Genomic DNA, 24,279 nt, shown 5'->3' on the forward strand with positions numbered 1-24,279 from the left:
CTTCAGCGTTGATGTTGAAGCTGCAGATTGTTACCGACTGAAACGGCGTCAGCGGATCTCGAAATCCATGGACACCAAGGAGGGCCGCGCTTGCCCGCCAAGCTGTGCCGGCGTCCATTGAACGGAAAGAATCATCTGCTTCTCCTCATCGGTCAGAGCCAATCGGGAGGGATAGGAAACCATGGCGTCCTGCGGCTTACCTGTTTCGTCCAGGACAACCACGACGCAGGTCAGGCTGCTGCCGGAGCGCATCCAGATGCCGTGCGGAAAATAGGGTAGCTTCTCTACTGGCTTCGGTTCCACATCCGCGGTTGCGCCGATCACGTGGTCGGGAAGCAGCTTCTGGATTTCGTCCAGAAGCGGTGCTTTCTCGCATGAGCGGATGGGGCGGTCATGGGCTTGAGCGCTGTTTGCAGCTAGCAGCGCCACTGCGAAGACCATGATCTTGAGCATGTGTTCCAACCTTCCGATTGTTTGGGATCCTCTGAACTCGTTAGGAGCTGAGTTTGGATACGCGCGGATTCTGTTCGATGTCCGCTACCGGCCAGTAGCGGACGTTCAACGCCCGCGTTCAGGGGTGTCCCAGCCAAAGGCGGGGAAGTCCCACTGGAACGACTTGTTGGGCCTCAATTTGAACCCTCTAGTTTGGTCAGGCGGTAGGCCATCTCTTCACGAACCTCAGTGTTCGAGTGAGCTGAGAGTGCCTTTAGCGCCTCAATGGCTTCTGGAGTGCCGATGTCGAAGAGCGCGTGGCTGAACCATTTTGCCACCACGCCGGAACCGGATCCGTTGTACTCGACCATGTGGTCTAGATTTGAATTGAGCGCTTTGACGAGATATGGGACAGCGGACGGCTCTGCCATTAGCTGGAGCTCTCGCACAAGTTCTTGGTGGCGGTCGTGCTCCCGCACAAGAAGCATTTCGCAGAGGCAGGCCGCTGTTTCCGTGCCTTCCGACCGGAGGGCAACCTCCAAAGCGAGATAGACCCGATCCTTGTCTCCAGCCTCGATGGCGCTACGAAGGTAGTTCAAGAGAAAGGACGAGCGCTTTGGCGGCTCGATTGGATTCACAGCCCAGAAGCTCTCAACCTTCTTCAAGATGTCTCGGTACCAAGACACGCCATCCAGGCTCGGACTAAGGTTCACCGGCTGTGGAGGTGCCGCTTTCGGTTTGAACCAGCTAAACATGGGAATCCTCCATTGATGCCCAACGCCGGAATTAAGCCGCGCCGCGAAGCGGCGTCGGTTTGAACATTTTGTCAGACCGCGATGCTGGCGTGCTATTTATCATCGAATGCCTGAAAGAGTTGGACGCTGCCCCATGTGGCAAGTGCAGTGGCAAGAATAGCCAGCGGGACAGATAGCCTGTACAGCATGGCCGATTGGCTTTCAGGCATTTGAACGAAGTATGGCAGTGCCCTCATAAGGGTAGCGGCTACCGCAAATACGGTTGAGGTTGCCAAGGTAGCGAAGAACTGCTTCCTGTGCTTGCGATAGCCACGAACCTGCATGTAAAGAATTACAAGTGCACATGGCGTTGCCACGAAAAATTCAATCTGAAAAGCAGAGACCAAAGAGTTCACTGAGCAATCCTTAGCGGTCTAACTATCCAATAGCCGGGTCCCTGGACTCGGTTATACGATTTACCCACAACGCGCCGTATGGCGCACTATCCCTTTAAACGGGTCGATCTTAGGGCGGCTGGGTACGGCTAACAAGCCGGCGTATACCCAGACCCAGCGCTAGGCTCGGCGGCGACACAAATGTCCGCTATGGGTCGATGGCGGCCTGCGGCCAGAGGCGGATGGTCGTATGAATCACCTACATGTCCCAAATCGAAAGTCAGGCTCAGCCGTTTTAGACCAGGGGTTCGCGTGCGGTCTCAGGCGTGCACTTGGTCATACGGTGCGGCGGCTCATCTGCGTGGGAACTCCCTTCACACAGAATTTAGGACAGGCATCACTGCGGCCGTCAGTCCGCACGCGGGCGCCGTCACCGCTTGGTAGCCCATCTGCGGCAACAAGCCCGATACGGCTTCATAACCCCCTTCCCAAGCCGCCCAGCACGCTGAACACCATCCAGATCACGGCCAGCATCGCGAGACATAGGAGCGTACCAACGCCCAGTTCCCACCACGACAGGGCGCGCTTCCACCATATGCCTAGTATCACGGGCGCCAGGGTCGTCCCTGCCAGCAGGAGGGGCCAAAACCATGCCCCTGCCAACAAGAAGCAGGGGGTCCACAGCAGCAGGCGACTGATGCGAAAGACCAAGGGTTTACGCAGGCGCGAGGTGTGCCAGACGAAGACCACAAAGCCCAGAACCAAAGCTGACGAGACACCTGCCACTATCCGTTGCCACCTCAGCTGTTCGGCAGCTCTCCCCGCATTCCGTTCATCCAGCCAGGCGTTGATCTGCGCGGTGTATTCGGCCTCGTTGGGCAGCGGCAACTCAGGGACGGGCGAAGCAACAGCCATGTCGCAGGCCCCAGCCATCAGGGCGCAGATCACGACAAGCAGGCACGGTTTCCACATGGTGGTCTTTTCCCTCTTCAAAGCGGGCTGTCAGTTCACCGATGACGCACTTTCTCTGTTGGAGCAGCTCAGATTAGTCCGAGCAGTTGCCATGTAGGACTCGCGGTGACCCTTGCGAACCTTCGATGCAGAATGTTGCTCTCCTCCGGAAATCGCAGCCGCAGGTGTCCGTGAATTGCCCGCGGATTAGCCCCGCCCGCTTCGCGTTGTCAGGCCTGAACCCGCTCGCAGCAACGGCCTTCTGCAGGACAAGCTTTGAGCGGATGATTTCCATCAACGCGATCAACAGCAATGCCCACAGGATGAAAACGGTCAGTGCAACAAGACTGGGTGAAGCCATATCGATCACTCCTTGATAGTGGCCGTGTTGGACGCATCGGGCACGCCCATGTCACGACAGAAGAATGGCTTCTACATTCTCAACACACACCAGCGTGGTTGCCAGCTATCTGCAGAGAATGGAAATCGCAGTTACTGAATCCCCCTGTCCCTTCTGGGTGTGTGCAGAATTGTGTGGATGAGTCGCGCAGTTCTTTCTAGACAGCGTTGGCCCGCTTTGGGTCGATGGCGGCCTTCGGTCAACAATGGGGGCGCGCGCGTCCCTCGCGCAGCCTTAGATGTAGCAATGGATTTACCATGCCTGCATCCCGGCAGATCCCGGGCGCCAGACGCACTTTTCCGTGAAAGCTCTTATCACCGGTAGTTCTGGCCGGATTGGCCGCGCAATCTACAACGCGGTTGCCGCAGACCATGAGGTCATTGGCCTCGACCGCTCCCCTTTCTCCTGCTCGTCGCTTATTGGTGATTTCACCGATAGCCGCTTGCTGCACTCGGCATTGCAGGGTGTGGATGTGGTCTTCCACACCGCTTCGTACCATGCGCCGCATGTCGGCCTGGTATCTGATCGCGAGTTCGAGCGGGTCAATGTGGTCGGTGTGCATCAGCTGCTGGAGGCTGCACAGCAGGCAGGTGTGAAGCAGGTGGTCTACACCAGTACCACCGCACTGTATGGAGATGCTGTCGCCGAGCAGGGTTGCACCTGGATCGACGAATCCGTGGTGCCGCAGCCCAAGACTGTGTATCACTGCACCAAGCTGGAAGCCGAGCAGATTCTGGCCGGGTGGTCCGGTGCAGGGCTGACACGTAGCGTCATCCGCATGTCGCGTTGTTTCCCGCAGCCTGCAGATCAGATGTCAGTGCTGCGCCTGCACCGCGGCATTGATGTGCGCGATGTTGCTGATGCGCATGTGGCGGCGTTGGCGTTGCCGGCTGGTTCGTTCAGCAGATTTGTTGTCAGCGGCTCGACTCCGTTCCAGCGCGAAGACCTTGAACAGTTGGGGTGTGATGCAGTTGAAGTACTGCGTCTGCGTTGCCCGGAGTTGGTTGCCGAGCATATGCGGCGTGGTTGGCCGCTGCCATCGGTCATTGATCGGGTTTACGACAATGCTGCTATCCGGCGGGCGTTGGATTGGGAGCCGGCTTATGGTTTCAGCGAAGTTTTTGCGCAGGTGGATCGGCGTAGTTTGGAGGTGTTGCCTTATGCGCGTGGGTTCGTTGATAGGACTGTGGATTGATTCGGTTGCATTGGTAGGTCGGTAGGCGGTGCTTGCTTCGCGGCTTACGCCGCTCCTACAAAAGAAGGAGCCTCTCGCTGCTGATGCGGATGCGCAGGCGCAGGCGCAGGCGCAGGCGGGACACCTTCTTCAGCGACCTGCGTGTTTGCCTTCGCTGTCTTTCCCGGCGGCGCGGCTTTTTGCGAATTCCGGGAAGGTCTCTTCCAGGCTGTCCTTGTCCGGCAGGATGTAGAACAGGCCGCCGCGTTCGAATGTCGGGCTGACGATCTGTTCGTAGAAGTCCGGTGCGATGTTGATGCAGCCGTGGGTGACACGGTTGTCGTCCGGTGTTGGCGATGCGAGGCGCTCTGCACGTCGCTCGGCTGGCACGCCGGTAGCGGTGGGATGGATGGAGACCGCAGAATCGTAGTCCACCCACAGCACGCGGCCTGCGTCGAGCGAGGGGCCGAAGCCGCCGACGAAACGGCCGGCAGGTGTGGTGCGGTCGCGGCCCGGAATCTCGCGCAGCGCGAGGCCGGCGACGCCGGGAGCTATGTGATCACCGATTGCCGAGCCAAACAGTCCGGGCGTGGCACCGCGCAGTCGGCCGTCGCCGCTGAATACCAGAATCTGTGCAGCGGCCTTGTCCATGATCGCGAATGGATAACCCTGGTTGTCCTTGCTTGCGACAACCCAGCCGGCGAGTTCAATCACCGTGTCGGACACCTTCTGGTCCGGCGGAAGCTGATCGACGGCGCTTGCCGTTTGCTGCACGGAGCCTTCCTGGGCACTGGCCACGTCGACGCTCGCGAACGCGAACACGCCAATGGCGGCGAGGATTACAGGGTATGTGTGCGTGCGGATGGGACGGTTCCTTGCAACGTAGACTGACTGAGGGGGAGGAAACCAGTGGCCGGTAAAGGCCACCGGGTCCCGAATTTAGATATTCATCATGACTCGAACGGAGCGATCAGCCTCGCGGTGTGCGACGTGGTGCCTTTTCGAGTTGCTGGACGCGACCTTCAATTTGATCCAGCCGTTGGTTGGCCTGCTGTGCAGACTGATTGGCAGATTCGGCGCTCTGTGCCGCGCCCTGCACCCTTGTGTCGAGTTGATCGAGGCGTGAGTTGATCCCTGCAAACTCTTCTTTATAGGTTGCGCAGGACGCCAGGCTCATGACGACGACTGCCACGCCGAGCGTACGCGCCATCACCATTTTTTGCTTGGTCATGAACATTCCACTTCCTCCTTCGTTTGGGGGATCTCGAATATAGCTACGTTTTTGCAGAGGGGCGTGATGCGCTTTCAGCTGAGGTTTGCACAGGTAGATGAACTGTGAAGGTGTTTGAATGAGCAGCGTTGTTGGTTGAATTCAGCAAGCTCACGGAAAGTCGCTGAATTTGATAGACCAACGCGTGGTCTGCGCAGTTATCTATGCAAAACCGAGGTGAATATTTGTGGGTGAACAGGCGAGTCGTTCTGTGCTGATGGATCTGCAGTGATCTCTTTGAATTGCCAATTCATCAGCATGAATTGCCAATGCGGTTCGCTGCGGACGTGCGGGAGGGCGACCACACATCACTGAAGTGCAGACTGACCTTGGTTTCCTGGCGGCAGGCCTGTGGCGCGAGCTACATGCGTTCCGCGTATCGTCATTGAAGGTGGGCGTGCAAGGACGGTGGGGTTGTGCCAACGACAGTTTGCTGCCCCTGCAGGGCCAGGCCGTGGGTTGCACCGATGATGCCTAGCGTGACGCGCAGGTTGCGGCGATCAGCCCGAGTATCCGCGCGACGCCAGCGGCGAAGATCCGTCGCTATGTGGTGTTTGATCTGATTGTTGAATTGCCGCTGGCTCGTGGGCGTTTCAGTGTTGGCGTCTACAACCTGGCCGATCGTGACTACAGGACGGTGTATGGCCAGCAGGCGGAAGCGACCTACGGCAAGATTTCCAGCGTGCCGGCGCAGGGGCGTACGTTTGGGGTTGGGTATCGGGTCGAGTATTGAGGCCTAGAAGCGCCAGCGACGGTAGTAGCCCCTCTCCCGCTTGCGGGAGAGGGGTTGGGGTGAGGGGAAGCTTCTAGCAAGCATACCCAACGCTTTAAAAGCTTTAAAAGCTTTAAAAGCTCTAAAAACTCCCCTCATCCGCCCCTTCGGGCCACCTTCTCCCGCAAGCGGGAGAAGGGATAGCCAGCAGCGCGAGCAGTTCGTTACCTCCGCGCCGCCAAAATCCGCGTCAACAAATCCGCAGTCCCATCAATCCGCCGGAGATGCGGATAGCGCAGCCCATCGCGGTAATCGATACGCACAGTACGGAAGCTGTCCGCCTGCCGCACGATCAACTCGATCGGCGCGCCATTCTGCTTGCCATCAATCAGCGCCTGCTTGATCCGTCCACCGCTGTAGGCCAGGCCATTCACCGCAACAATCGTCACGTCCTTGGCCAAGCCCGCCTTGAACGCAGGGCTGTCCCAGCCAACCGCCTGCAGAACGCCATCACTGCCGATCTTCAAACCCAGCGAATACTGCAAGTCGATAGCGCCATCGGCCTCACCATCGGCAACCACCAGATTCGGCTGGTCATCGAAATACAGCTCCCAACCCGCAGCGGCCAAACCATCCGGCGCCTTGCCATCACGGGCATCCAGTCGGCTGCCGATGAAGGCATCCCAGTTGCCGGGCTGCACCGCTTCCAAGCCCTTCATCACATCGGCGCGGTCATACAGGCGAATCTCGCCCTGCTTGCCACCTTGATGGAAGCGCTTGGCGAAATCGTCCAACGTCAGCTTGCCTTTGGACAGGCTGCGCAGGCGCGCGTCCACGCCCAGCCACAGCAAGGTGCTCTCGTTGTAGAACTCGAACGCACGTTGCCAGTCCGCCCAGGCCTGCGGCTTTGAATTGAAGTCGAGGATGCCCTGGTGCACGGTGTCGTGCAGGTCCCGCCACTGTCGGCCCGGCTGGGTTGCGTAGTTGGCCTGCAGCTGGGCCAGCATCGCCATCGCGTAGTCCGGTTTCCACAGCCCGGAGCGTGCAGCCAACACAACTGCCCAGTACTGGGTCTGGCCTTCGTACATCCACAACTCGTCGTTGTGCATCGGTGCATTGTAATGCGGCACCCAGGTCGGGCGCGGACGCCATGCCTTGCCTACCCAGGCATGCGCGTATTCGTGCGGCAGCAGATCGTTGTCGAGGAAGGGCCGCTCGCCACGCAGGTAGCCGTCGTGCATGCCGTTCTCGCTGCTCTGCGCATGCTCAAGGCCGATGCCACTGAACACGTCCGATACCGCCAGCAGGAAGTTGTAGCGGGTGTACGGGCGCGAACCGAATACTGCGTCGGCCTCGCGCACCAGCGCGCGATGCGCATCCAGCACCTTGGCATCGGCCTGCAGGCCCTGCGGGTTCTCGCCAACCACGTCCAGCCACACTGGTTGCTTGGATGTTTCGTCCAGTGCGAAGCGCTTGAAATACTGGCCAGCGAATACCGGCGAATCGATCAAGGTCATCAGCGACACCGGCACGTACTGCTCGCTGCCACCGCTGCGCTGGGCCACATCGAGCGCCGTGCCGCTCTGCCAGCCGTCGGGCAAGCGCAGGCTGGGCTTTACCTGGATGCCGCGTGCGTCATAGCCGGCCGGGTACAACAGCACCCGGTGCCATTGCAGGTCGAGCATGTTCGGCGTCATTGCTACACGGCCCTGGTCACTGGCAGTCGGCGACAGGTACTGGAACTCGATATCGAGCGTGCTGACGCCCTCGGGCACCTGCAGCTTGAACGCATACATGTCGCCGGAATCGCGCGTCCATTGCAGCGCCTGGCCGTTGCCACGGATGATCAAGCCGGCCATCTGATTGATCGGCCCGGTTGGCGCATGGTTGCCGGGGATCCACTGCGGGTACCACAGGGTCAGCACGCCGGCCGATACCGGGATGCGTTGATGCACGCGCTGGATACGACGCTGGATGTCGCTGGCATCCACCTCCAGCTCGATCACGCCCGGATAGCTTGCCTGCACCTGCATCGCCGCTGCCCGCGCGTCCAGCGGCTGCGCCTGTACGCATGCCAGCGGAACAAGGCCCAGCACCATCGCCACCAACCACTTACGTCCCTGCATCACGCCCCGCCCCTTGCCTGAAGTCTTCGCATCCTAGCCCGCCCGGCTTCAAACGCGCATCCGTCGCCATACCAGGCAACGGTTGTTGGCCGGCATGGCCACGTCTTCGCATAGCGCCAGCTGCTGCGCGCAGGCCAAGGCATCGACCGCCTCGAAGTCGCGGATGCCCGAACGCGGATCACGCGCCTTCAGCCAGCCATCGAAGTTGCGGTTGCTGTCGCTGGTATATGCGCCGTTGTAGTTGAATGGCCCGTAGGCGATGAGCAGGGCATCGGGCGCCATCAGCGCCGGCAACCCGGCGAACAGCGCCTGCACTTCCTCCCAGCCCATGATGTGCAGGGTGTTGGCGCTGAACACGGCGTCGAAGCCGACCACGCCGTCATGCACCGGCAGCGGCGGCAAGGGCTGCAGGCCTTCGCCAATCACTGCCTGCAGTTCCAGCGGCGCGGGCGTGTTCAGCAGCGCCGCCTCATCCAGCCACTGGCGTACTCCGGGCAGATAGTCGCGGTGATCACTGGCTTGCCAGCGCAGCCACGGCATCGCAGCGGCGAAATGCACGGCGTGCTGGCCGGTGCCGCTGCCGATCTCCAGGACAATGCAGGCCTGGCCCAGGTGCTGCTGCAGCACCTGCAGGATGGGTGCACTGTTGCGTTCGCAGGATTCGGAGTACGGCTTGCTGGTCATCGTTCTGGGGCCTTGGGACACGAAGCAGATTGTGCCGCAGTGCCTGTTTACCGCCATGCATGACCATGGTCACTTGTGCATGAACCCCCGCGCCAACGAGATTCAAGGGTCTTGTGCGATGCGCTGCATCGCTGGCTCTGGAGTTCCGCCCGTCATGCAACGCCGTCAGTTTCTTTCGCTCTCCGGCCTCGGCCTCGCTGGCTTCATACTGCCCAATGCCCAGCTGATCGCTGCCGAGGAGTTGCTTGCGCCGGCCGATGTGGCCAAGAAGAAGCTGCTGGCCGATACCGTGCTTGCCCTGGCCAAACAGGGCGGCGCCAGCTACTGCGATGTGCGCATCGGCCGCTACCTCAACCAGGCCATCGTCACCCGCGAAGACAAGGTGCAGAACGTCACCAACAGCGAGTCAGCCGGCGTCGGCATCCGCGTGATCGTCAATGGCGCCTGGGGCTTCGCCGCCAGCAACCAGTCCACGGCGCAAGGTGTTGCGGCTGCTGTGGCACAGGCGCTGGCCATTGCCCGTGCCAACGCCAAGGTGCAGACCAAACCAGTGCAGCTGGCACCAACGCCGGGCGTGGGCGAGGTGCAGTGGAAGACGCCGATCCGCCAGAACGCGATGGCGGTGCCGGTCAAGGACAAGGTCGATCTGCTGCTGTCGATCAATGCGGCGGCGATCAATGCCGGCGCCAACTTCATCAATTCACAGTTGTTCCTGGTCAACGAGCAGAAGTACTTCGCCTCCAGCGATGGTTCGTGGATCGACCAGGACGTGCACCGTATCTGGCTGCCGTTCACCGCCACCGCCATCGACAAGGCCAGCGGCAAGTTCCGCACCCGCGCCGGGCTGTCGGCACCGGCCGGCATGGGCTGGGAGTTCCTCGACGGCAATGCCGCCGACAAGCATCAGCTGCCGGGCGGCGTGGTTGCCTACGGTCACTCCTATGATCCGGTGGAAGACGCCATCGCCGCCGCCAAGCAGGCGCGCGCCAAGCTCACCGCGCCGTCGGTGAAGCCGGGCAAATACGACCTGGTGCTGGACCCGTCCAACCTGTTCCTGACCATCCACGAGAACGTCGGCCATCCGCTGGAACTGGACCGCGTGCTCGGCTACGAAGCCAACTACGCCGGTACCAGCTTCGCCACGCTGGACAAGCGCGAAGCCGGTTTCCGCTGGGGCAGCGACATCGTCAACTTCACCGCCGACAAGACCGTGCCGTACAGCCTGGGCGCGGTGGGTTATGACGATGAAGGGGTGAAGACCAAGCAGTGGGATCTGGTCAAGGACGGCATCCTGGTCAATTACCAGGCGACCCGTGATGAAGTGCATATCCTCGGGGAGAGCGCCTCGCACGGTTGCAGCTATGCCGACTCGTGGAAGAGCGTGCAGTTCCAGCGCATGGCCAATGTGTCGCTGGCACCGGGCAAGACGCCGCTGACCCCGGCGCAGATGGTCAAGAACGTGGAAAACGGCATCTACATCCACGGCCGTGGCTCGTATTCGATCGACCAGCAGCGCTACAACGCGCAGTTTGGTGGGCAGCTCTGCTACCAGATCAAGAACGGCGAGATTGCCGGCATGGTCGAGGACGCGGCCTACCAGATCCGCACGCCGGAATTCTGGAATGCCTGCAGCGCGATCTGCGATGCGCGCGATTTCCGCATGGGCGGTTCGTTCTTTGACGGCAAGGGTCAGCCGGGGCAGGTATCAGCGGTGTCGCATGGCTCGGCGACCACGCGCTTTGATGGGGTGAACATCATCAACACGGCGCGGTCGTTGGGGTAAGGCTTGAAGCAGGGGCAGAAGCAGGAACTTGCCCTCACCCCAACCCCTCTCCCGCCTCGCGGGAGAGGGGCTTTCAAAGCAAAGCAACCGCTACCGCCAAAAGCAAGGGCAAAGCGAGAGCCGGAGCGAGAGCCAGAGCCAGAGCCAGGGCACACCCCTCCCCAGCCCTCCCCTTCGCTGCGCGAAAGGGAGGGAGCAGTCCGTGCAAGGGGAGGGAATAGTCCGTGCAATCGCAGAACTGCTGACGACCTTCGTTTGTGCCCCCTCCCTTTCGCGCAGCGAAGGGGAGGGCTGGGGAGGGGTCGCCTTTCGCAGAAAGTCCCAAAATGTTGGCTCTTCCATGCCTAAAGTCACTACCGCTGCAAACACCTGACCGCAAAAATCGAACAGTTCGCAGATCACCGCGAAGCCACCGTCGTTTGTTGCCGTAGTGCCCGCTTTGCGGGCCTTGCCCCGTGGAGAGCAGCCTTGCAGAGACGTGACTTCCTAGCCCTTACCGGGCTTACCGCTGGCGGCCTGATGGTGCCGTCCTTCTTCGGCAAGGCTATCGCCGCCGAACAACTGTTGACCGCACTCGATCCGGCCATCAAGAAGCGCCTGGCCGATGACGCGCTCAATGCAGCGCGGGCCGCTGGCGCCACGTATTGCGATGTACGCATCGGCCGCTACCTGCGCCAGTTCGTGATCACCCGCGAGGACAAGGTCCAGAACGTGGTGAACACCGAGTCCACCGGCACCGGCATCCGCGTCATCGTCAACGGTGCCTGGGGCTTTGCCGCCACCAATGACCTGAGCCCGGCCGGCGTGGTCAAGGCCGCGCAGCAGGCCGCCGCCATCGCCAAGGCCAATGCCAAGGTGCAGACCGCACCGGTGCAGTTCGCCAAGGCACCGGGCTACGGCGAAGTCAGCTGGCGTACGCCGATCAAGAAAAACGCGATGGAAGTACCGATCAAGGACAAGGCCGATCTGCTGCTGGGCGTGAACGCCGCAGCCATCGGTGCCGGTGCCAGTTTCGTCAATTCCATGCTGTTCCTGGTCAACGAGCAGAAGTACTTCGCCTCCACCGATGGTTCTTACATCGATCAGGACGTGCATCGCATCTGGGCACCGATGACGGTCACCGCCATCGACAAGGCCAGCGGCAAGTTCCGCACCCGTTCCGGCCTGTCCTCGCCGATGGGCCTGGGCTACGAATACCTGGATGGTGACGCCTCCGGCAAGACCGTGCTGCCCAATGGCGTCACTGTCTACGGTCAGTCGTATGACATGCGCGAAGACGCCATCGCCGCCGCCAAGCAGACCCAGGAAAAGCTGAAAGCACCGTCGGTCAAACCGGGCAAGTACGATCTGATCCTGGACCCGTCGCACACCTGGCTGACCATCCACGAAGCCGTCGGTCACCCGCTGGAGCTGGACCGCGTGCTCGGCTACGAAGCCAACTACGCCGGTACCAGCTTCGCCACCTTGGACAAGCGCGAGCAGCGCTTCCAGTACGGCAGCGACAAGGTCAACATCTTCGCTGACAAGACCCAACCGGGCTCGCTCGGCGCGGTCGCCTATGACGATGAAGGCGTGAAGACCAAGCGTTGGCCGCTGATCAGCGACGGCAAGCTGGTCGACTACCAGACCATCCGTGATCAAGCCCATATCCTGGGCAAGACCGAGTCCGACGGCTGCTGCTATGCAGACTCCTGGTCCAGCGTGCAGTTCCAGCGCATGGCCAATGTGTCGCTGGCGCCGGGCAAGACCCCGCTGTCGGTGGCCGACATGATCAAGAACGTCGAGAACGGCATCTACATCATCGGCGATGGTTCGTTCTCCATCGACCAGCAGCGTTACAACGCACAGTTCGGCGGCCAGCTGTTCTACGAAATCAAGAACGGCCAGATCACCCGCATGCTCGAGGACGTGGCCTACCAGATCCGCACGCCTGAATTCTGGAACGCCTGCAGCGCCATCGCCGACGAGCGCGACTACCGCCTGGGCGGTTCGTTCTTCGACGGCAAGGGCCAGCCGGGCCAGGTCTCGGCCGTGTCGCACGGCTCGTCCACCGCCCGTTTCGACGGCATCAACGTCATCAATACCGCGCGCAGCCTCGGCTGATCGTCAAGGAGCTTTTGAACCATGATCATCTTCACCGAACAGGAAGCCAAGGCCATCCTGGACAAGGTCATCGCGCTGTCCAAGGCCGATGAATGCACTGCCACGCTGGCCGGCTCGGTCGACGGCAACATCCGTTTCGCGCTGAACAACGTCTCCACCAGCGGCATCGTCAGCAATGCCGAACTGGCCGTGCAGGTCGCCTTTGGCAAGCGCGTCGGCACCGCCTCGATCAACGAGTTCGACGACGCCTCGCTTGAACGCGTGGTGCGCCGTGCCGAAGACCTGGCCAAGCTGGCACCGGAGAATCCGGAGTTCATGCCGGCGATCGGCAAGCAGCAGTACCGTTCAAGCCCGACCTTCAGCGAATCAACCGCGGCAATCACCCCGGAATTCCGCGCCCAGGTGGCAGCGGACTCCATCACTCCCTGCCGCGGCCACGGTCTGATCGCTGCCGGCTTCCTGGAAGACGGCAACGGCTTCGTCGCCATCGCCAACAGCAATGGCAACTTCGGCTACCAGAAGACCACCAACTTCAACTACACCTGCACCGTGCGCACCGAGGACGGTCGCGGCTCGGGCTGGGTGGGCCGCAACCTCGCCAACGCTGCCGACTTCAAGGCCGACCAGGACATCGAGATCGCCAAGCGCAAGGCCACCGAATCGGCCGAAGCCAAGGCGCTGGAGCCGGGCAAGTACACGGTGATCCTGGAGCCGGCAGCAGCCGCTGGCCTGATCAGCTTCATGATGAATTTCTTCAGTGCACGCTCGGCCGATGAAGGCCGCAGCTTCCTGTCCAAGAAGGGCGGCGGCAACAAGCTGGGCGAGCAGGTCTACGACAGCAAGGTCAACCTGTTCGCTGACCCGTGGCATCCGGATGCGGCGGTACTGCCGTGGGATGGCGAAGGCATGCCGCGCGAGCGCATCGCCATCATCGAAGACGGCAAGATCGCCAACCTGGACTACTCGCGCTACTGGGCGCAGAAGCAGGGCAAGACCGCCAAGGCCAGCGCCGGCAACCTGTTGATGGGCGGCGGCACCAAGTCAATTGCCGAACTGGTGCGTGGCACCGAGAAGGGCATCCTGGTCACCCGCACCTGGTACATCCGCATGGTCGACCCGCAGACCGTGCTGCTGACCGGCCTGACCCGTGACGGCACGTTCTACATCGAGAACGGGCAGATCAAGCACCCGGTGAAGAATTTCCGCTTCAACGAATCGCCGGTGATCATGCTCAACAATATTGATGAGCTTGGTAAGCCAGTGCGTGTTGCTGGTGATGAGTCGAGCTTCGTGATGATGATCCCGCCGATGAAGCTGCGTGACTTTACGTTTACCTCGTTGTCGGATGCTGTGTAAGGGCTTTTAGCTTTGGCTTTTAGCTTTGGCTTTTAGCTTTGGCTTCTGGCTTTGGCTTCTGGCTTTGGCTTTGGCTTTGGCTTTTAGCTGTTGCTGTTGCAGTTGCAGTTGCAGTTGCTTTATCCCTTCTCCCGCTTGCGGGAGAAGGTGCCCGAAGGGCGGATGAGGGGAGCTTTTAAGCCTTTTGCTCCACGTGCTTTAAGAGCGCCCTCACCCCAACCCCTCTCCCGCGTGCGGGAGAGGGGCTTTCAGCATCTTGAGATTTTCGCCTTTGTCCTCACCCCGTCTGACGCGAGCGCAATTCCTTCACCTGCTGCTGGGCGGCGCGGTGGCGGCTGCCTTGCCGGGCATGGCGCGGGCACAGGCCAGCCGTTACGACTTCTGGTTCACCCGCCTGCGCTACGACTCCGGTGACTGGGACGTGGACGCACGCATGCCGTCCAACCTGATCACCTCGCTGGTCGATTACACCACCCTGCGCGTGGACCCCAAGGAACACGTCATCGCGTTGTCCGACCCGAAGATGCTGGCCGCGCCGTTCTGCTACCTGGCCGGGCACAAGCTGGTCGAGTTCAACCCGGAAGAGCGCCGCAACTTCGAGCGCTACGTGCGCAACGGCGGCTTTGTCTTCGTCGACGACTGCAACCACGACATCGACGGCCTGTTCGCCACCTCGTTCGAGGCACAGATGCGCAGCATCTTCGGCAACACCGCGATGAAGAAACTGCCCAACAACCACGCCATCTACAACAGCTTCTTCAAATTCCCCGAGGGCCCGCCGGCCACCGGCTTCGAGCTCAATGGCTGGGGCGACGACCTGGTCCACGACTACCTCAAGGGCATCGAGATCGATGGCCGCCTGGGCGTGCTCTACAGCAACAAGGACTACGGTTGCGAATGGGATTACGACTGGCGCAACAAACGCTTCCTGGCCGAAGACAACACCAAGTTCGGCGTGAACATCGTGATGTACGCACTGACGCATTGACCCCACAGGTGACCGCATGACCGCCCCCGATCCCAGCCACGATATCGATTCCCTGCTGCCGCGCTTGAACGAGCTGCGCAGCGCGCTCGCACAAGCCGTGGTCGGCCAGCACGAGGTTGTCGAACAACTGCTGATCGGCCTGCTGGCCGGCGGCCACTGCCTGCTCGAAGGCGCCCCCGGCCTCGGCAAGACCCTGCTGGTGCGCTCGCTCGGGCAAGCACTGGAACTGCAGTTCCGGCGCGTGCAGTTCACCCCCGACCTGATGCCCAGTGACATCCTCGGCACCGAACTGCTGGAAGAAGACCACGGCACCGGCAAGCGCGCGTTCCGCTTCCAGCAAGGTCCCATCTTCACCAACCTGCTGTTGGCCGACGAGCTCAACCGCACCCCGCCCAAGACCCAGGCTGCGCTGCTGGAAGCGATGCAGGAACGCACCGTCAGCTACGCCGGTACCACCTACACCCTGCCCTCGCCGTTCTTCGTGCTGGCCACGCAGAACCCGATCGAGCAGGCCGGTACCTATCCGCTGCCCGAAGCCCAGCTGGACCGCTTCCTGCTGCATGTCCGCGTCGACTACCCGAGCGAAACCGAAGAACGCGACATCCTCGCCCAGACCACCGGCAGCAAGAGCGGCGTGGTGCCCAAGGTGATGGATGCCGACGCGGTGAAGGCACTGCAGGCGGCGGTGCGTGAAGTACATATCAGCCCCGACCTGCTCAGCTGGATCACCCGCCTGGTCCGCGCCAGTCGCCCCGGCGACGGCGCACCGGCCGAAGTGAACAACTGGATCAAGTGGGGTGCCGGTCCGCGTGCTGGCCAGTCGCTGGTGCTGGCGGCAAAGGCGCGCGCATTGCTGCAGGGGCGCTTCGCTGCCACCCGCGAGGATGTACAGGCACTGGCAGCACCGGTGATGCGCCATCGCCTGCTGCTGTCGTTCGCCGCCGAGGCCGAGCACAAGAGTGCCGATGATGTGATCACCGCCCTGCTGCGTGCGGTGCCGTTCCCGGCCTGATTCGTAACGTTGAAGATCATGAGCGCTCCAACGCCACCGCTGATACCCGCCGACGTGCGCAGTCGCCTGCGCAGTCTGCGGCTGTGGCCGCAGCGGGCCAGCGGTAGCCGTGGCATCGGCGCGCACGCCAGCCGCAGCCGCGGCGCCGGCTTGGAGTTCGCCCAGTACCGCGCCTACGAACCCGGCGATGAGCTGCGCCAGATTGACTGGAAGCTGTACGCACGCTCGGACCGCTTCTTCGTGCGCGAGTCCGAACGCGAAAGCCCGATCACGGTATGGCTGCTGCTCGATGCCAGCGCCTCCATGGCGCAGGCCGATCAGGCGCGGCCTGATTGGCAGCGTATGAACGCCGCCAAGGCGCTGGTCGCCTGTCTCGCCGAATTGGCGATGCAGCAAGGTGATGCTTTCGGCCTGATCGCCCTTGGCGGCGATGGCGTGCAGCTATTGCCCGCAGGCAATGGTCTGCGCCAGCGCGATCGCCTGCATCTGCAATTGCATACGCTGCAGGCCAAGGGGCAGTGGCCACCGCAGCAACGCCTATCGCCGCTGTGGGAGCGCATCGCCAGCAATGATCTGGTGGTGATGATCGGCGATGGCTTCGATGTGGCAGGCATCGAGCTGGCCGAGCGCCTGGCCAAGGCCGGCCGCGATGTGGTGCACCTGCAGATGCTGACTGTGGAAGAACGCGATTTCCCGTTCCGTGATGGTCACCGCTTCCGCGATCCGGAGACGGGCGACGAGCTGCTCAGCGACGGTGCCAGCGTACGTGACGAGTACCTGACCCGCTTCAAGGAGGCACAGCGCGTGCTGGATGCGCGCCTGCAGGCCGCCGGCATCCGCCATGACACCGCCTATCTTGATGAAGCCATCGACGCGCCCCTGCAGCGCCTGTTCGGGCGCCGTGCGGGGAGCGGCGCATGAGCCTGCTGTGGCTGTTCCCGGCCGGCTTCATCGCCTTGGCGGCACTGTTGCTGCCGCTGCTGATCCACCTCGCCCGCCGCAGCGAGCAACGCATCATCGATTTCGCCGCACTGCGCTGGCTCTCCGCCAAGCCGCGCCCGCGCCGTCGCATCCGCTTTGACGAATGGCCGCTGCTGCTACTGCGCCTGCTGCTACTTGCCTTGCTCGCCGTCCTGCTGGCGCGCCCGGCGCTGACCGGCGTGGTTGATGTGCAGCCGCGCATCGCCGTATTGCCTGGTATTGATCTCACCGCTGCCCAGCGCATCGTGGGCAATGCTGATGCACAATGGTTATGGCTGGCGCCGGGCTTCCCACGCATCGACAAGACCGCAGCGCCACAGGGCACGCAGCCGGTATCCAGTCTGCTGCGTGAGCTGGATGCCTCGCTGCCAACCGATGCCACGCTCACCGTGGTTGTCCCGTCGGTACTCGATGGACTGGACGCACAACGTCCCCAGCTCTCGCGTGCGGTGCGCTGGCAGGTGCTCGACCAGAATGCTGCCGACACCAAGCCAGTCATCATTGCCGCGCCTGAACTGCAGATCCGTCACGACGAAGCTGGCAAGCAAGGCTTGCGCTATCTCAATGCGGTTGCCAGCGCATGGCATGGAACCAAACCAGAGACGGCAGACGACAGCGCCGCCTTCAACAATGACGGCAAGCTGCACGTCTGGTTGTCGGCCAAGCCGCTACCGGCCGATACAAGCGCATGGCTGCAAGGTGGCGGTCGCTTGCTGGTAGATGCGCGCACGCCGGTGCCCGCCGATGCACAGCGCTCACCGCTATGGCGCGATGCCAACAGCGCACTGGTCATTGAACAGATCGGCACGCCACAAGGCCAATGGCTGCGTTGGGCAGCGCCGTTGCAGCCGGCAAGCCTACCGGTGTTGCTTGACGCGGATTTCCCGAGCGACCTGCGCGCCGTGCTGCAAGCTGCACCCACGCCGCGACGTGCCCTGGCAGCGACGATGCAGCCGGAAACCGGCGCTACGCCGTACGCACGGCCTGCAACCGAGCTGAGCCATTGGTTGCTGTTGGCAATCGCCCTGCTGTTCCTGCTGGAGCGCTGGCTGGCCAGCGCACCGCGCCGACGAGGCCAGGCATGAACGCGCACAGCCTGTTGCGCACCGCGCGTCGCCGTACGTTGCTGATTGCCTTGTTCGGCGGCCTGCCCCTGGCCCTTGCGGTCGGCTTGCTGGCCACGCGCGTGCTCGGCTTCGATGCTGGCTACATGGTCGGCACACTTGCCTTGCTGGTTGTTGCCGGCATCGCGGTCTGGCGTGCGCGGCGGCTGGACGCGCACTGGCTGATCGCACGTCTGAATGATCATCCGCGCTTTGAGGACAGCGCTGATCTGCTGTTCGCCGCTGCCCAAACGCTCAACCCGCTACAACAACGCCAGCGCCACCAAGTCGAACAGCGCCTGCAAAGCAATCCGCCTGACCTGCGTCCTCGCTGGCCTTGGCAACAACTGCTGCTATGCCTGTTGGCTGCAGTGCTGATGGCAGCTGCTGCGCTGCTGTGGCCGCACGGTGCGGGCAACGCACCAGCTACCGCTGATGGAAGCCCGACTACCAGCGTTGCGGCGAACAGCGCGCCCGTACTACGTGGCAGCTGGCTGCAGGTCACGCCCCCGGCGTACAGCGGCCAGGCAGCGACGTCCAGCGACAAACTCGATGCACGCGCCCTGCAAGGCAGCCGCCTACAGTGGCGCCTGCAGTTCGCACCACAGCCGCAACAAGCGTGGCTGCAATTCCACGATGGCCGCCGGCTGGCACTGCAGCGTGACGGCGACTACTGGCGCGGCAGCGAGGTGTTGCAGCGTGCGGGTCTGTATCGCATCCATACCGCACCGGCGATGGCACCTACCGGGCGCGCTTATCGTCTCGACGTGGTGGTTGATCGCCCGCCACAAGTCAAAGTGATCGAGCCGGCGCAGACTCTCAGTCAAGCCGCACCACGCCAGCGCTCGTGGCAGCTGCGTTTTGAAGCCAGCGACGATTTCGGCGTGAACAGCGCCGCGACGCTGGATATCACCACGGCAAAGGGCAGCGGCGAGAACATCAGCTTCCAGCAACGCCAACTAACGCTGAGCGGCAGCGGCCCGGCGACGGCGCGACGCTTTGCCTACAGCGCTGACTTGGCTGCACTAGGCCTGGAGCCAGGCGATGAAGTAGTCGCGCGGCTGACCGTGCGTGACAACCGCAACCCGCAGCCGCAGGAAGCACGCAGCGCCAGCCTGATCCTGCGCCTGCCCAGCGAGCAGCAGGTGCAAGCCAGCGATCTGGAAGCCACGATCAAGAAGGTGATGCCCGCCTACTTCCGCAGCCAGCGGCAGATCATCATCGACGCCGAAGCCCTGCTCAAGCAGCGTGGCAGTTTAGATGCGGACACCTTCATCAAGCGCTCCGATGCCATCGGCGTGGACCAGCGCATCCTGCGCCTGCGCTACGGCCAGTTCCTCGGCGAGGAAGCCGAAGGTGGTGCAAAGGCACCGCCTACAGGTGACCTGCCTACCAGCGATGCAGCCAGCGCCGATGCACATGCCGATCACGCCGATGATGACGGCCATGACCATGGCGGCAGCACCGGCAGCGATGCCACGAGCGCACCGGTGTTCGGTAGCGCCACCGACGTGCTGTCCGAGTACGGTCATACCCACGACCACGCCGAAGCCACCACCCTGCTCGATCCGCAAACCCGCGCCATCCTCAAGTCCGCGCTCGACCAGATGTGGCAATCCGAAGGCCACCTGCGCCAAGGCCATCCCGATCAAGCCCTGCCCTACGCCTACAAGGCGCTGGCTTTCATCAAACAGGTACAACAGGCCGAGCGCATCTATCTGGCCCGCGTGGGCAGCGAGCTGCCGCCGATCGACATGGCCCGGCGCATGACCGGCAAGCGCGAGGGTCTTGGCAATCGCGCTGTACAGCTGAGCGCACGCCCTGCAGGTGATGCCGATGTCGCCAACGCATGGCACGCATTGGCATCCAGCGACGACATAGTGGACCTTGATGCCTTGTCGCGTTGGCTGGACGCACATCCCAACGCTGTACCGGACTCACTGGATGTCGTTGCTGCGATCGACGCACTACGACAGCAGCCCGACTGCCGCACATGTCGGAACGAACTGCGTGCACAGCTATGGCCGGCACTGCGTCGCGCTGAAGGCCCACCCGCACGCCGCAATGCAGCCGATGCCAGTGGTCGTCGCTACCTTGAAGCACTGTCGGCACCACAGGAGCCAGCACGATGATGGCCTGGCTCCCCCTTGTATTGATCGCACTGGCGGTGCTGCTGGGCAGCCTGCGCTTCGCGCTTTCACCACGGCCACGCGCACCACGCTTTGCCGCATTGCTGTTGCTGCAGTTTGTGGCTGGCGTGTTGCTGTACTTCACCCTGCAACCGCCATCGCGTCCGGGACACGCCGGCACCTTGGTCATCGCTACAGCGGGGACGAGCGCAGCCGAGTTGGCGGCCGTGCCCGCGGCAAACTACGTGCGACTGCCTGAAGCACCAGCATTGGCGTCCGCGGAAGCTGTACCGGATCTGGCCACTGCGCTGCGCCAGCATCCGGGCACGCGCGAACTGGTGATCATCGGCCAAGGCCTGCCCGCGCGTGACCGCGATATCGCACTACCGCCGTTGCGTTTCCTGCCCAGTAAGGCACCGCGTGGTCTGGTCGAGTTGCAGGCACCGCCGCTACTCGCGCCCGGTGCTGCCTTCACTGTTTACAGCCGCGTACAGGGCATGCCCGATGTGCGCGTGGAACTGCTGGACCCTGCCGGCCATCGCGCAGATATCGCCAACCCGGATACGACGGGACGCGTAGCACTGAATGCCAGCGCCCGTGATCCCGGCGATGTCAGCTTCGCGCTGCGCGTGCTCGATGGCAGCGGCAAGGTGCTGGACCAGCTGCCGGTGCCGGTACGCGTGCGTGCCATCACCGCGCCGACGATACGAATTTTGGCTGGTGCTCCCGGACCCGAACTGAAGTACCTGCAACGCTGGGGCACTGATATCGGTGCCAAGCTGCAGACCAGCATGTTGATCGGTGGCGGCCTGCAGCTGGGCGATGCGCCTGCAGCATTGGATGCCGCCAGTCTTGCGCATCTGGATCTACTGCTGTTGGACGAGCGCCGCCTCGCTGGCTTGTCTACCGCACAGCGCGCAGCCGTTGCCGACGCAGTGCGGGGCGGACTGGGCGTCCTGGTCCGCACCGGCGGCGCGCTGGATGGCGGCGCGCGCCGCGCATTGCGCGAATGGGGGCTTGAAGCGCGTGCTGGCGACCAAACCAAACAGGCAACCCTGCGCACGGTGATGAATGCTGAGCAGAACAAGACCCCGCTCGCAGTCGAACGCTTCAACCTTGAGCTCGGAGGCAACGATGTAGTGCCCTTGTTGCAGGCAAGCGATGGCAGCGCGATAGGTGGCTGGCGTGCACTTGGACTCGGCCGCATCGGCGTACTGCCGATCACTGACAGCTACACCCTGGTACTGGCTGGCCATGCCGACGCGCACGCCGAACTCTGGAGCACGGTGTTGGCAAGCCTTGCACGACCGCTCGGGGGGGCCGCAAGGATGCAGCTGCCCGCGTGGGCGTGGAGTGGCGAGCGTGTGAGTCTGTGCGGCTTGGCTGCCCCAGTACAGATGGTCGCCGAGGATGGCGGTCGTACCGAGCTGCTGCCGGACTCTTCGGCCAACAACTGCGTTGCGGCGTGGCCGCAGAGCGCCGGTTGGCACCGGGTTGAAGCGGGCAGTCAGCAGGGCAGCATCTTGTTGTTGGACCCGGGCAAGGCGGTTGCGCTGCATACGCAGCGGATGCGTGATGCGACGTTTGCGTTGGGTGGCGTTGCTGCGCGCTCGGAGCCGTTACCAATTCCGGGACCGCGGTGGCCTTGGCTGCTAGGGTTTGTACCGGTTGCTTCGCTGCTTTGGTGGCTGGAGCGTAGGCGGCCTGGTCGCGCCGCCGTGCAAGGCTGAGTTGGTCTGGTGCGTGGTTCACGCCGCAGCGAAGGAAACGTCAATTGCACACCTCTTCCTACCGCTCCCTTTGCGGCAGGAAACGAAGGGCTGCGTCTTGCTGCCAGCCGTATCCACATGCAACCAACCCAGCAACTCCTTGAACCCCATCACTGATTGAGCATCACCTTCACCCGCGGACAAAGTCGCTGCGGTAGAACCACACACGCAGGGGGTTCCAAGCTTGGGGGTCCTACCGATGATGCACCGTCATACCGCCGTGTTGCTGTCTGCCGTCATCACCAGTGCCGTAGTTGTTCCCGCTTTCGCTCAGACCACCATCAAAGCACCCGTCGTTGACAACGAACAGGTGCTGGACATGCAGTTGAAGATGGAGGAAGCACGCATGCTGCCCTTGCGGGCGATGTATGCGCGCTACTTCCAGCAAGCCTATCGCCGCTACCCCGGAATCCCGCGTGGCACGCTGGAATCGCTGGCCTTTGTACAAAGCCGCTGGTCACCGCTGCGGCCCGACGCGCACGACCAGAATGATGCACACCTGCGCATGCCGCCCTCCTGGGGAGTGATGGGTTTGTACGCCGGTGGCGGGTTTGAAGATCAGGTTGGCGAAGCCGCCAAACTGCTTGGTGTCTCCACCACTGCAGTGCGTACTGATGCTGCCACCAACATCCTTGCTGCCGCTGCGCTGCTGGACGCACAGATTCGCCAGGATTATCCCAACGTTCGCGCCTCGGGCGCACCTGAGCCCGAGGCGATCCGCCCTGCCCTCATGCGCTACGCCGGCTACGCACCACGCACCGCGGGTGTGGCCGCACGCAGCGCAGTCGACGACTACGCACGTACCAGTTTTGCCTATGACGTGTTGTTGGCGCAGGACCGCGGCATAAATGACCGTGGCATCGTCGTGCCCGAACGCGCGATCACCTGGGAACAGGCCTTCGATGCGCCGCAACTGGTCACGCTGCGCGCGCCGATGGTGCGTTTGGACATCAGCAGGGACCGGGTAGAGACCGACGCGTTTCGCATCGACCCAACCAGCGAAACCCTGCAGACACGCGGCGCCATTGCGGCCAGCGGCCTCGCCAGTCCGTCACTGGATGCCAGCATCCAGAGCACCGACTATGGCCCCGCAATCTGGAGTGCGGCCTCCACTTCCAACTACGCCACATCGCGCTCCGCCGCAGTCAGCGCGGTGACCATTCACACCACCCAGGGCAGCTACGCCGGCACCATCTCCTGGTTCAAGAACGCATCGGCGCAGGTCAGTGCGCACTACGTGATCCGCTCCTCCGATGGCCAGGTGACGCAGATGGTGCGCAATGCCGACACCGCCTGGCACGTAGGCAGCCAGAACAGCTACACCCTGGGCATCGAACATGAGGGCTATGTCGACAACAGCTCCTGGTATACCAATGCCATGTACGACGCGTCTGCAGCGCTGGTGCGCAGCTTCTGCGCCACGTACAGCGCGATCAGCTGTGCCAGCGCCTATAGCGGTGCATCCAGCAGCGGCATCAACGTGCTGGCCACCAGCGTCAAGATCAAAGGCCACCAGCATTACAGTGGCCAGACGCATACCGACCCGGGCATCAACTGGAACTGGTCGAAGTACTACGGCCTGTTGAATCCCGGCAGCGGCGGCACGATCACGTATTTGGATCGCTTCGAGAGCAGCGTCGGCCACTTTGATACCAGCCCGAGCTACTCCGGAAGCACCGGCGGCATCAGCACCGCATCCACCGCCACGCGAGATTGCACCACGCAGAAGAATGGCAGCTGTTCGCTGCGCGTCCTGTTGAAGGACGATACCGCCAGCAGCGCTGATTGGGCAGTCCGCTTGTTGTCGGGCAGCGGCGCTCCGGCCAGCAACACCGCGTTGACACGCGCCAATGGTGTGATCGGTTTCTGGGTGTGGAGTGGTGGCTCTGGTACTACTGTCGCCGTTGGCATCGATGACAGCGACGGTACCGAGCGTTCGACCAGCAAGGCGATTGCGGCCGACACCTGGACCTACGTGTCGTGGCCGTTGAGCGATGCAGCGCAGTGGAATGCGTGGGTGAATGGTGACGGCACGATTACCGGCGGCAGCGTCACGCTTGATGCGATCTGGATTTACCACGCTGATACCGCGTATGACCTCAACGTGTATATCGATGATGTGCAGATTGCGAATTGATCTGCGAGTGGGACCGTTGGCGCGGTGTCAGCGGCCTCAT

General features: G+C 62.5%; 20 protein-coding genes. 12 read left to right on the forward strand and 8 right to left on the reverse strand.

Translation table 11 applies throughout. The annotated features are described in order from the left end of the window. Positions 1-48: 48 nt before the first annotated feature. The 4 genes from ACVOMB_RS09940 to ACVOMB_RS09955 all read right to left on the reverse strand — a co-directional run bounded on the left by ACVOMB_RS09940 (position 49) and on the right by ACVOMB_RS09955 (position 2,533). Positions 49-453: a hypothetical protein gene (locus tag ACVOMB_RS09940; RefSeq protein WP_481531009.1), complete on the reverse strand. Its 405-nt coding sequence runs from the start codon at positions 451-453 to the stop codon at positions 49-51. Positions 454-626: 173 nt separating this feature from the next. Then, a complete protein-coding gene (locus ACVOMB_RS09945) occupies positions 627-1,187 on the reverse strand; it encodes a HEAT repeat domain-containing protein (RefSeq protein WP_481531010.1) in 561 nt (186 codons plus the stop codon). 92 nt (positions 1,188-1,279) lie between these two features. After that, complete coding sequence (locus ACVOMB_RS09950) at positions 1,280-1,582, reverse strand: hypothetical protein (protein WP_481531011.1); 303 nt, start codon at positions 1,580-1,582, stop codon at positions 1,280-1,282. 453 nt (positions 1,583-2,035) lie between these two features. Then, a complete protein-coding gene (locus ACVOMB_RS09955) occupies positions 2,036-2,533 on the reverse strand; it encodes a hypothetical protein (RefSeq protein WP_481531012.1) in 498 nt (165 codons plus the stop codon). A gap of 680 nt (positions 2,534-3,213) precedes the next feature. On the opposite strand from ACVOMB_RS09955, the gene ACVOMB_RS09960 reads away from it, so the two are divergent. Beyond that, positions 3,214-4,107 (forward strand): NAD-dependent epimerase/dehydratase family protein, encoded by an 894-nt coding sequence (locus ACVOMB_RS09960; protein WP_481531013.1) that lies wholly within the window; start codon positions 3,214-3,216, stop codon positions 4,105-4,107. Positions 4,108-4,236: 129 nt separating this feature from the next. On the opposite strand, the gene ACVOMB_RS09965 is transcribed toward ACVOMB_RS09960, so the two are convergent. Both ACVOMB_RS09965 and ACVOMB_RS09970 read right to left on the reverse strand, forming a co-directional pair. Further along, positions 4,237-4,860 carry a hypothetical protein gene (locus tag ACVOMB_RS09965; protein WP_481531014.1) on the reverse strand — a complete coding sequence of 208 codons (624 nt, stop codon included), beginning with the start codon at positions 4,858-4,860 and terminating at the stop codon, positions 4,237-4,239. 196 nt (positions 4,861-5,056) lie between these two features. Then, positions 5,057-5,323 (reverse strand): hypothetical protein, encoded by a 267-nt coding sequence (locus ACVOMB_RS09970; RefSeq protein ID WP_481531015.1) that lies wholly within the window; start codon positions 5,321-5,323, stop codon positions 5,057-5,059. Between the two features lie 583 nt (positions 5,324-5,906). Between ACVOMB_RS09970 and ACVOMB_RS09975 the strand changes: the two genes are divergently transcribed. Beyond that, a complete protein-coding gene (locus ACVOMB_RS09975; protein WP_481531016.1) occupies positions 5,907-6,089 on the forward strand; it encodes a hypothetical protein in 183 nt (60 codons plus the stop codon). Between the two features lie 203 nt (positions 6,090-6,292). Here the strand turns inward: ACVOMB_RS09975 and ACVOMB_RS09980 are convergent, their stop codons facing one another. Continuing rightward, the gene (locus ACVOMB_RS09980; RefSeq protein ID WP_481531017.1) at positions 6,293-8,194 is read right to left on the reverse strand and encodes a M61 family metallopeptidase; all 1,902 of its coding nucleotides are present in this window, start codon (positions 8,192-8,194) and stop codon (positions 6,293-6,295) included. A gap of 48 nt (positions 8,195-8,242) precedes the next feature. Further along, the gene (locus ACVOMB_RS09985) at positions 8,243-8,878 is read right to left on the reverse strand and encodes a DUF938 domain-containing protein (protein ID WP_481531018.1); all 636 of its coding nucleotides are present in this window, start codon (positions 8,876-8,878) and stop codon (positions 8,243-8,245) included. A gap of 154 nt (positions 8,879-9,032) precedes the next feature. On the opposite strand from ACVOMB_RS09985, the gene ACVOMB_RS09990 reads away from it, so the two are divergent. The 10 genes from ACVOMB_RS09990 (at position 9,033) to ACVOMB_RS10035 (ending at position 24,239) form a co-directional block, all read left to right on the forward strand. Further along, positions 9,033-10,661: a TldD/PmbA family protein gene (locus tag ACVOMB_RS09990; RefSeq protein ID WP_481531019.1), complete on the forward strand. Its 1,629-nt coding sequence runs from the start codon at positions 9,033-9,035 to the stop codon at positions 10,659-10,661. Between the two features lie 468 nt (positions 10,662-11,129). Continuing rightward, entirely contained in the window at positions 11,130-12,764 is a 1,635-nt protein-coding gene (locus ACVOMB_RS09995; RefSeq protein WP_481531020.1) for a TldD/PmbA family protein, read from the forward strand. 21 nt (positions 12,765-12,785) lie between these two features. Further along, positions 12,786-14,120, forward strand: a complete 1,335-nt coding sequence (locus tag ACVOMB_RS10000; protein ID WP_481531021.1) for a TldD/PmbA family protein — start codon at positions 12,786-12,788, stop codon at positions 14,118-14,120. A gap of 349 nt (positions 14,121-14,469) precedes the next feature. Beyond that, positions 14,470-15,108 carry a DUF4159 domain-containing protein gene (locus tag ACVOMB_RS10005; protein WP_481531055.1) on the forward strand — a complete coding sequence of 213 codons (639 nt, stop codon included), beginning with the start codon at positions 14,470-14,472 and terminating at the stop codon, positions 15,106-15,108. 16 nt (positions 15,109-15,124) lie between these two features. Then, positions 15,125-16,120: an AAA family ATPase gene (locus ACVOMB_RS10010; RefSeq protein ID WP_481531022.1), complete on the forward strand. Its 996-nt coding sequence runs from the start codon at positions 15,125-15,127 to the stop codon at positions 16,118-16,120. 18 nt (positions 16,121-16,138) lie between these two features. Next, entirely contained in the window at positions 16,139-17,041 is a 903-nt protein-coding gene (locus ACVOMB_RS10015; protein WP_481531023.1) for a DUF58 domain-containing protein, read from the forward strand. Then, positions 17,038-18,186, forward strand: coding sequence for a BatA domain-containing protein (locus ACVOMB_RS10020; RefSeq protein WP_481531024.1), 1,149 nt, complete (start codon positions 17,038-17,040; stop codon positions 18,184-18,186). The genes ACVOMB_RS10015 and ACVOMB_RS10020 overlap by 4 nt, the downstream gene beginning before the upstream one ends. Next, positions 18,183-20,336 (forward strand): hypothetical protein, encoded by a 2,154-nt coding sequence (locus ACVOMB_RS10025; protein WP_481531025.1) that lies wholly within the window; start codon positions 18,183-18,185, stop codon positions 20,334-20,336. The genes ACVOMB_RS10020 and ACVOMB_RS10025 overlap by 4 nt, the downstream gene beginning before the upstream one ends. Continuing rightward, positions 20,336-22,063, forward strand: coding sequence for a carboxypeptidase regulatory-like domain-containing protein (locus ACVOMB_RS10030; RefSeq protein ID WP_481531026.1), 1,728 nt, complete (start codon positions 20,336-20,338; stop codon positions 22,061-22,063). Before ACVOMB_RS10025 ends, ACVOMB_RS10030 begins: the two co-directional genes overlap by 1 nt. Before the next feature lie 238 nt (positions 22,064-22,301). Continuing rightward, entirely contained in the window at positions 22,302-24,239 is a 1,938-nt protein-coding gene (locus ACVOMB_RS10035) for an N-acetylmuramoyl-L-alanine amidase (RefSeq protein WP_481531027.1), read from the forward strand. Positions 24,240-24,279 lie beyond the last annotated feature (40 nt).

The sequence above is a fragment of the Stenotrophomonas sp. STEN018 genome, from assembly GCF_056760235.1.

Bases quoted from the DNA above. Each gene is read 5' to 3' on its own strand.
- ACVOMB_RS09940 (WP_481531009.1), bottom strand. From the start codon at position 453: ATGCTCAAGATCATGGTCTTCGCAGTGGCGCTGCTAGCTGCAAACAGC.
- ACVOMB_RS09945 (WP_481531010.1), bottom strand. From the start codon at position 1,187: ATGTTTAGCTGGTTCAAACCGAAAGCGGCACCTCCACAGCCGGTGAAC.
- ACVOMB_RS09955 (WP_481531012.1), bottom strand. From the start codon at position 2,533: ATGTGGAAACCGTGCCTGCTTGTCGTGATCTGCGCCCTGATGGCTGGG.
- ACVOMB_RS09970 (WP_481531015.1), bottom strand. From the start codon at position 5,323: ATGTTCATGACCAAGCAAAAAATGGTGATGGCGCGTACGCTCGGCGTG.
- ACVOMB_RS09980 (WP_481531017.1), bottom strand. From the start codon at position 8,194: ATGCAGGGACGTAAGTGGTTGGTGGCGATGGTGCTGGGCCTTGTTCCG.
- ACVOMB_RS09985 (WP_481531018.1), bottom strand. From the start codon at position 8,878: ATGACCAGCAAGCCGTACTCCGAATCCTGCGAACGCAACAGTGCACCC.
- ACVOMB_RS09990 (WP_481531019.1), top strand. From the start codon at position 9,033: ATGCAACGCCGTCAGTTTCTTTCGCTCTCCGGCCTCGGCCTCGCTGGC.
- ACVOMB_RS10000 (WP_481531021.1), top strand. From the start codon at position 12,786: ATGATCATCTTCACCGAACAGGAAGCCAAGGCCATCCTGGACAAGGTC.
- ACVOMB_RS10005 (WP_481531055.1), top strand. From the start codon at position 14,470: ATGGCGCGGGCACAGGCCAGCCGTTACGACTTCTGGTTCACCCGCCTG.
- ACVOMB_RS10010 (WP_481531022.1), top strand. From the start codon at position 15,125: ATGACCGCCCCCGATCCCAGCCACGATATCGATTCCCTGCTGCCGCGC.
- ACVOMB_RS10015 (WP_481531023.1), top strand. From the start codon at position 16,139: ATGAGCGCTCCAACGCCACCGCTGATACCCGCCGACGTGCGCAGTCGC.
- ACVOMB_RS10020 (WP_481531024.1), top strand. From the start codon at position 17,038: ATGAGCCTGCTGTGGCTGTTCCCGGCCGGCTTCATCGCCTTGGCGGCA.
- ACVOMB_RS10025 (WP_481531025.1), top strand. From the start codon at position 18,183: ATGAACGCGCACAGCCTGTTGCGCACCGCGCGTCGCCGTACGTTGCTG.
- ACVOMB_RS10030 (WP_481531026.1), top strand. From the start codon at position 20,336: ATGGCCTGGCTCCCCCTTGTATTGATCGCACTGGCGGTGCTGCTGGGC.
- ACVOMB_RS10035 (WP_481531027.1), top strand. From the start codon at position 22,302: ATGATGCACCGTCATACCGCCGTGTTGCTGTCTGCCGTCATCACCAGT.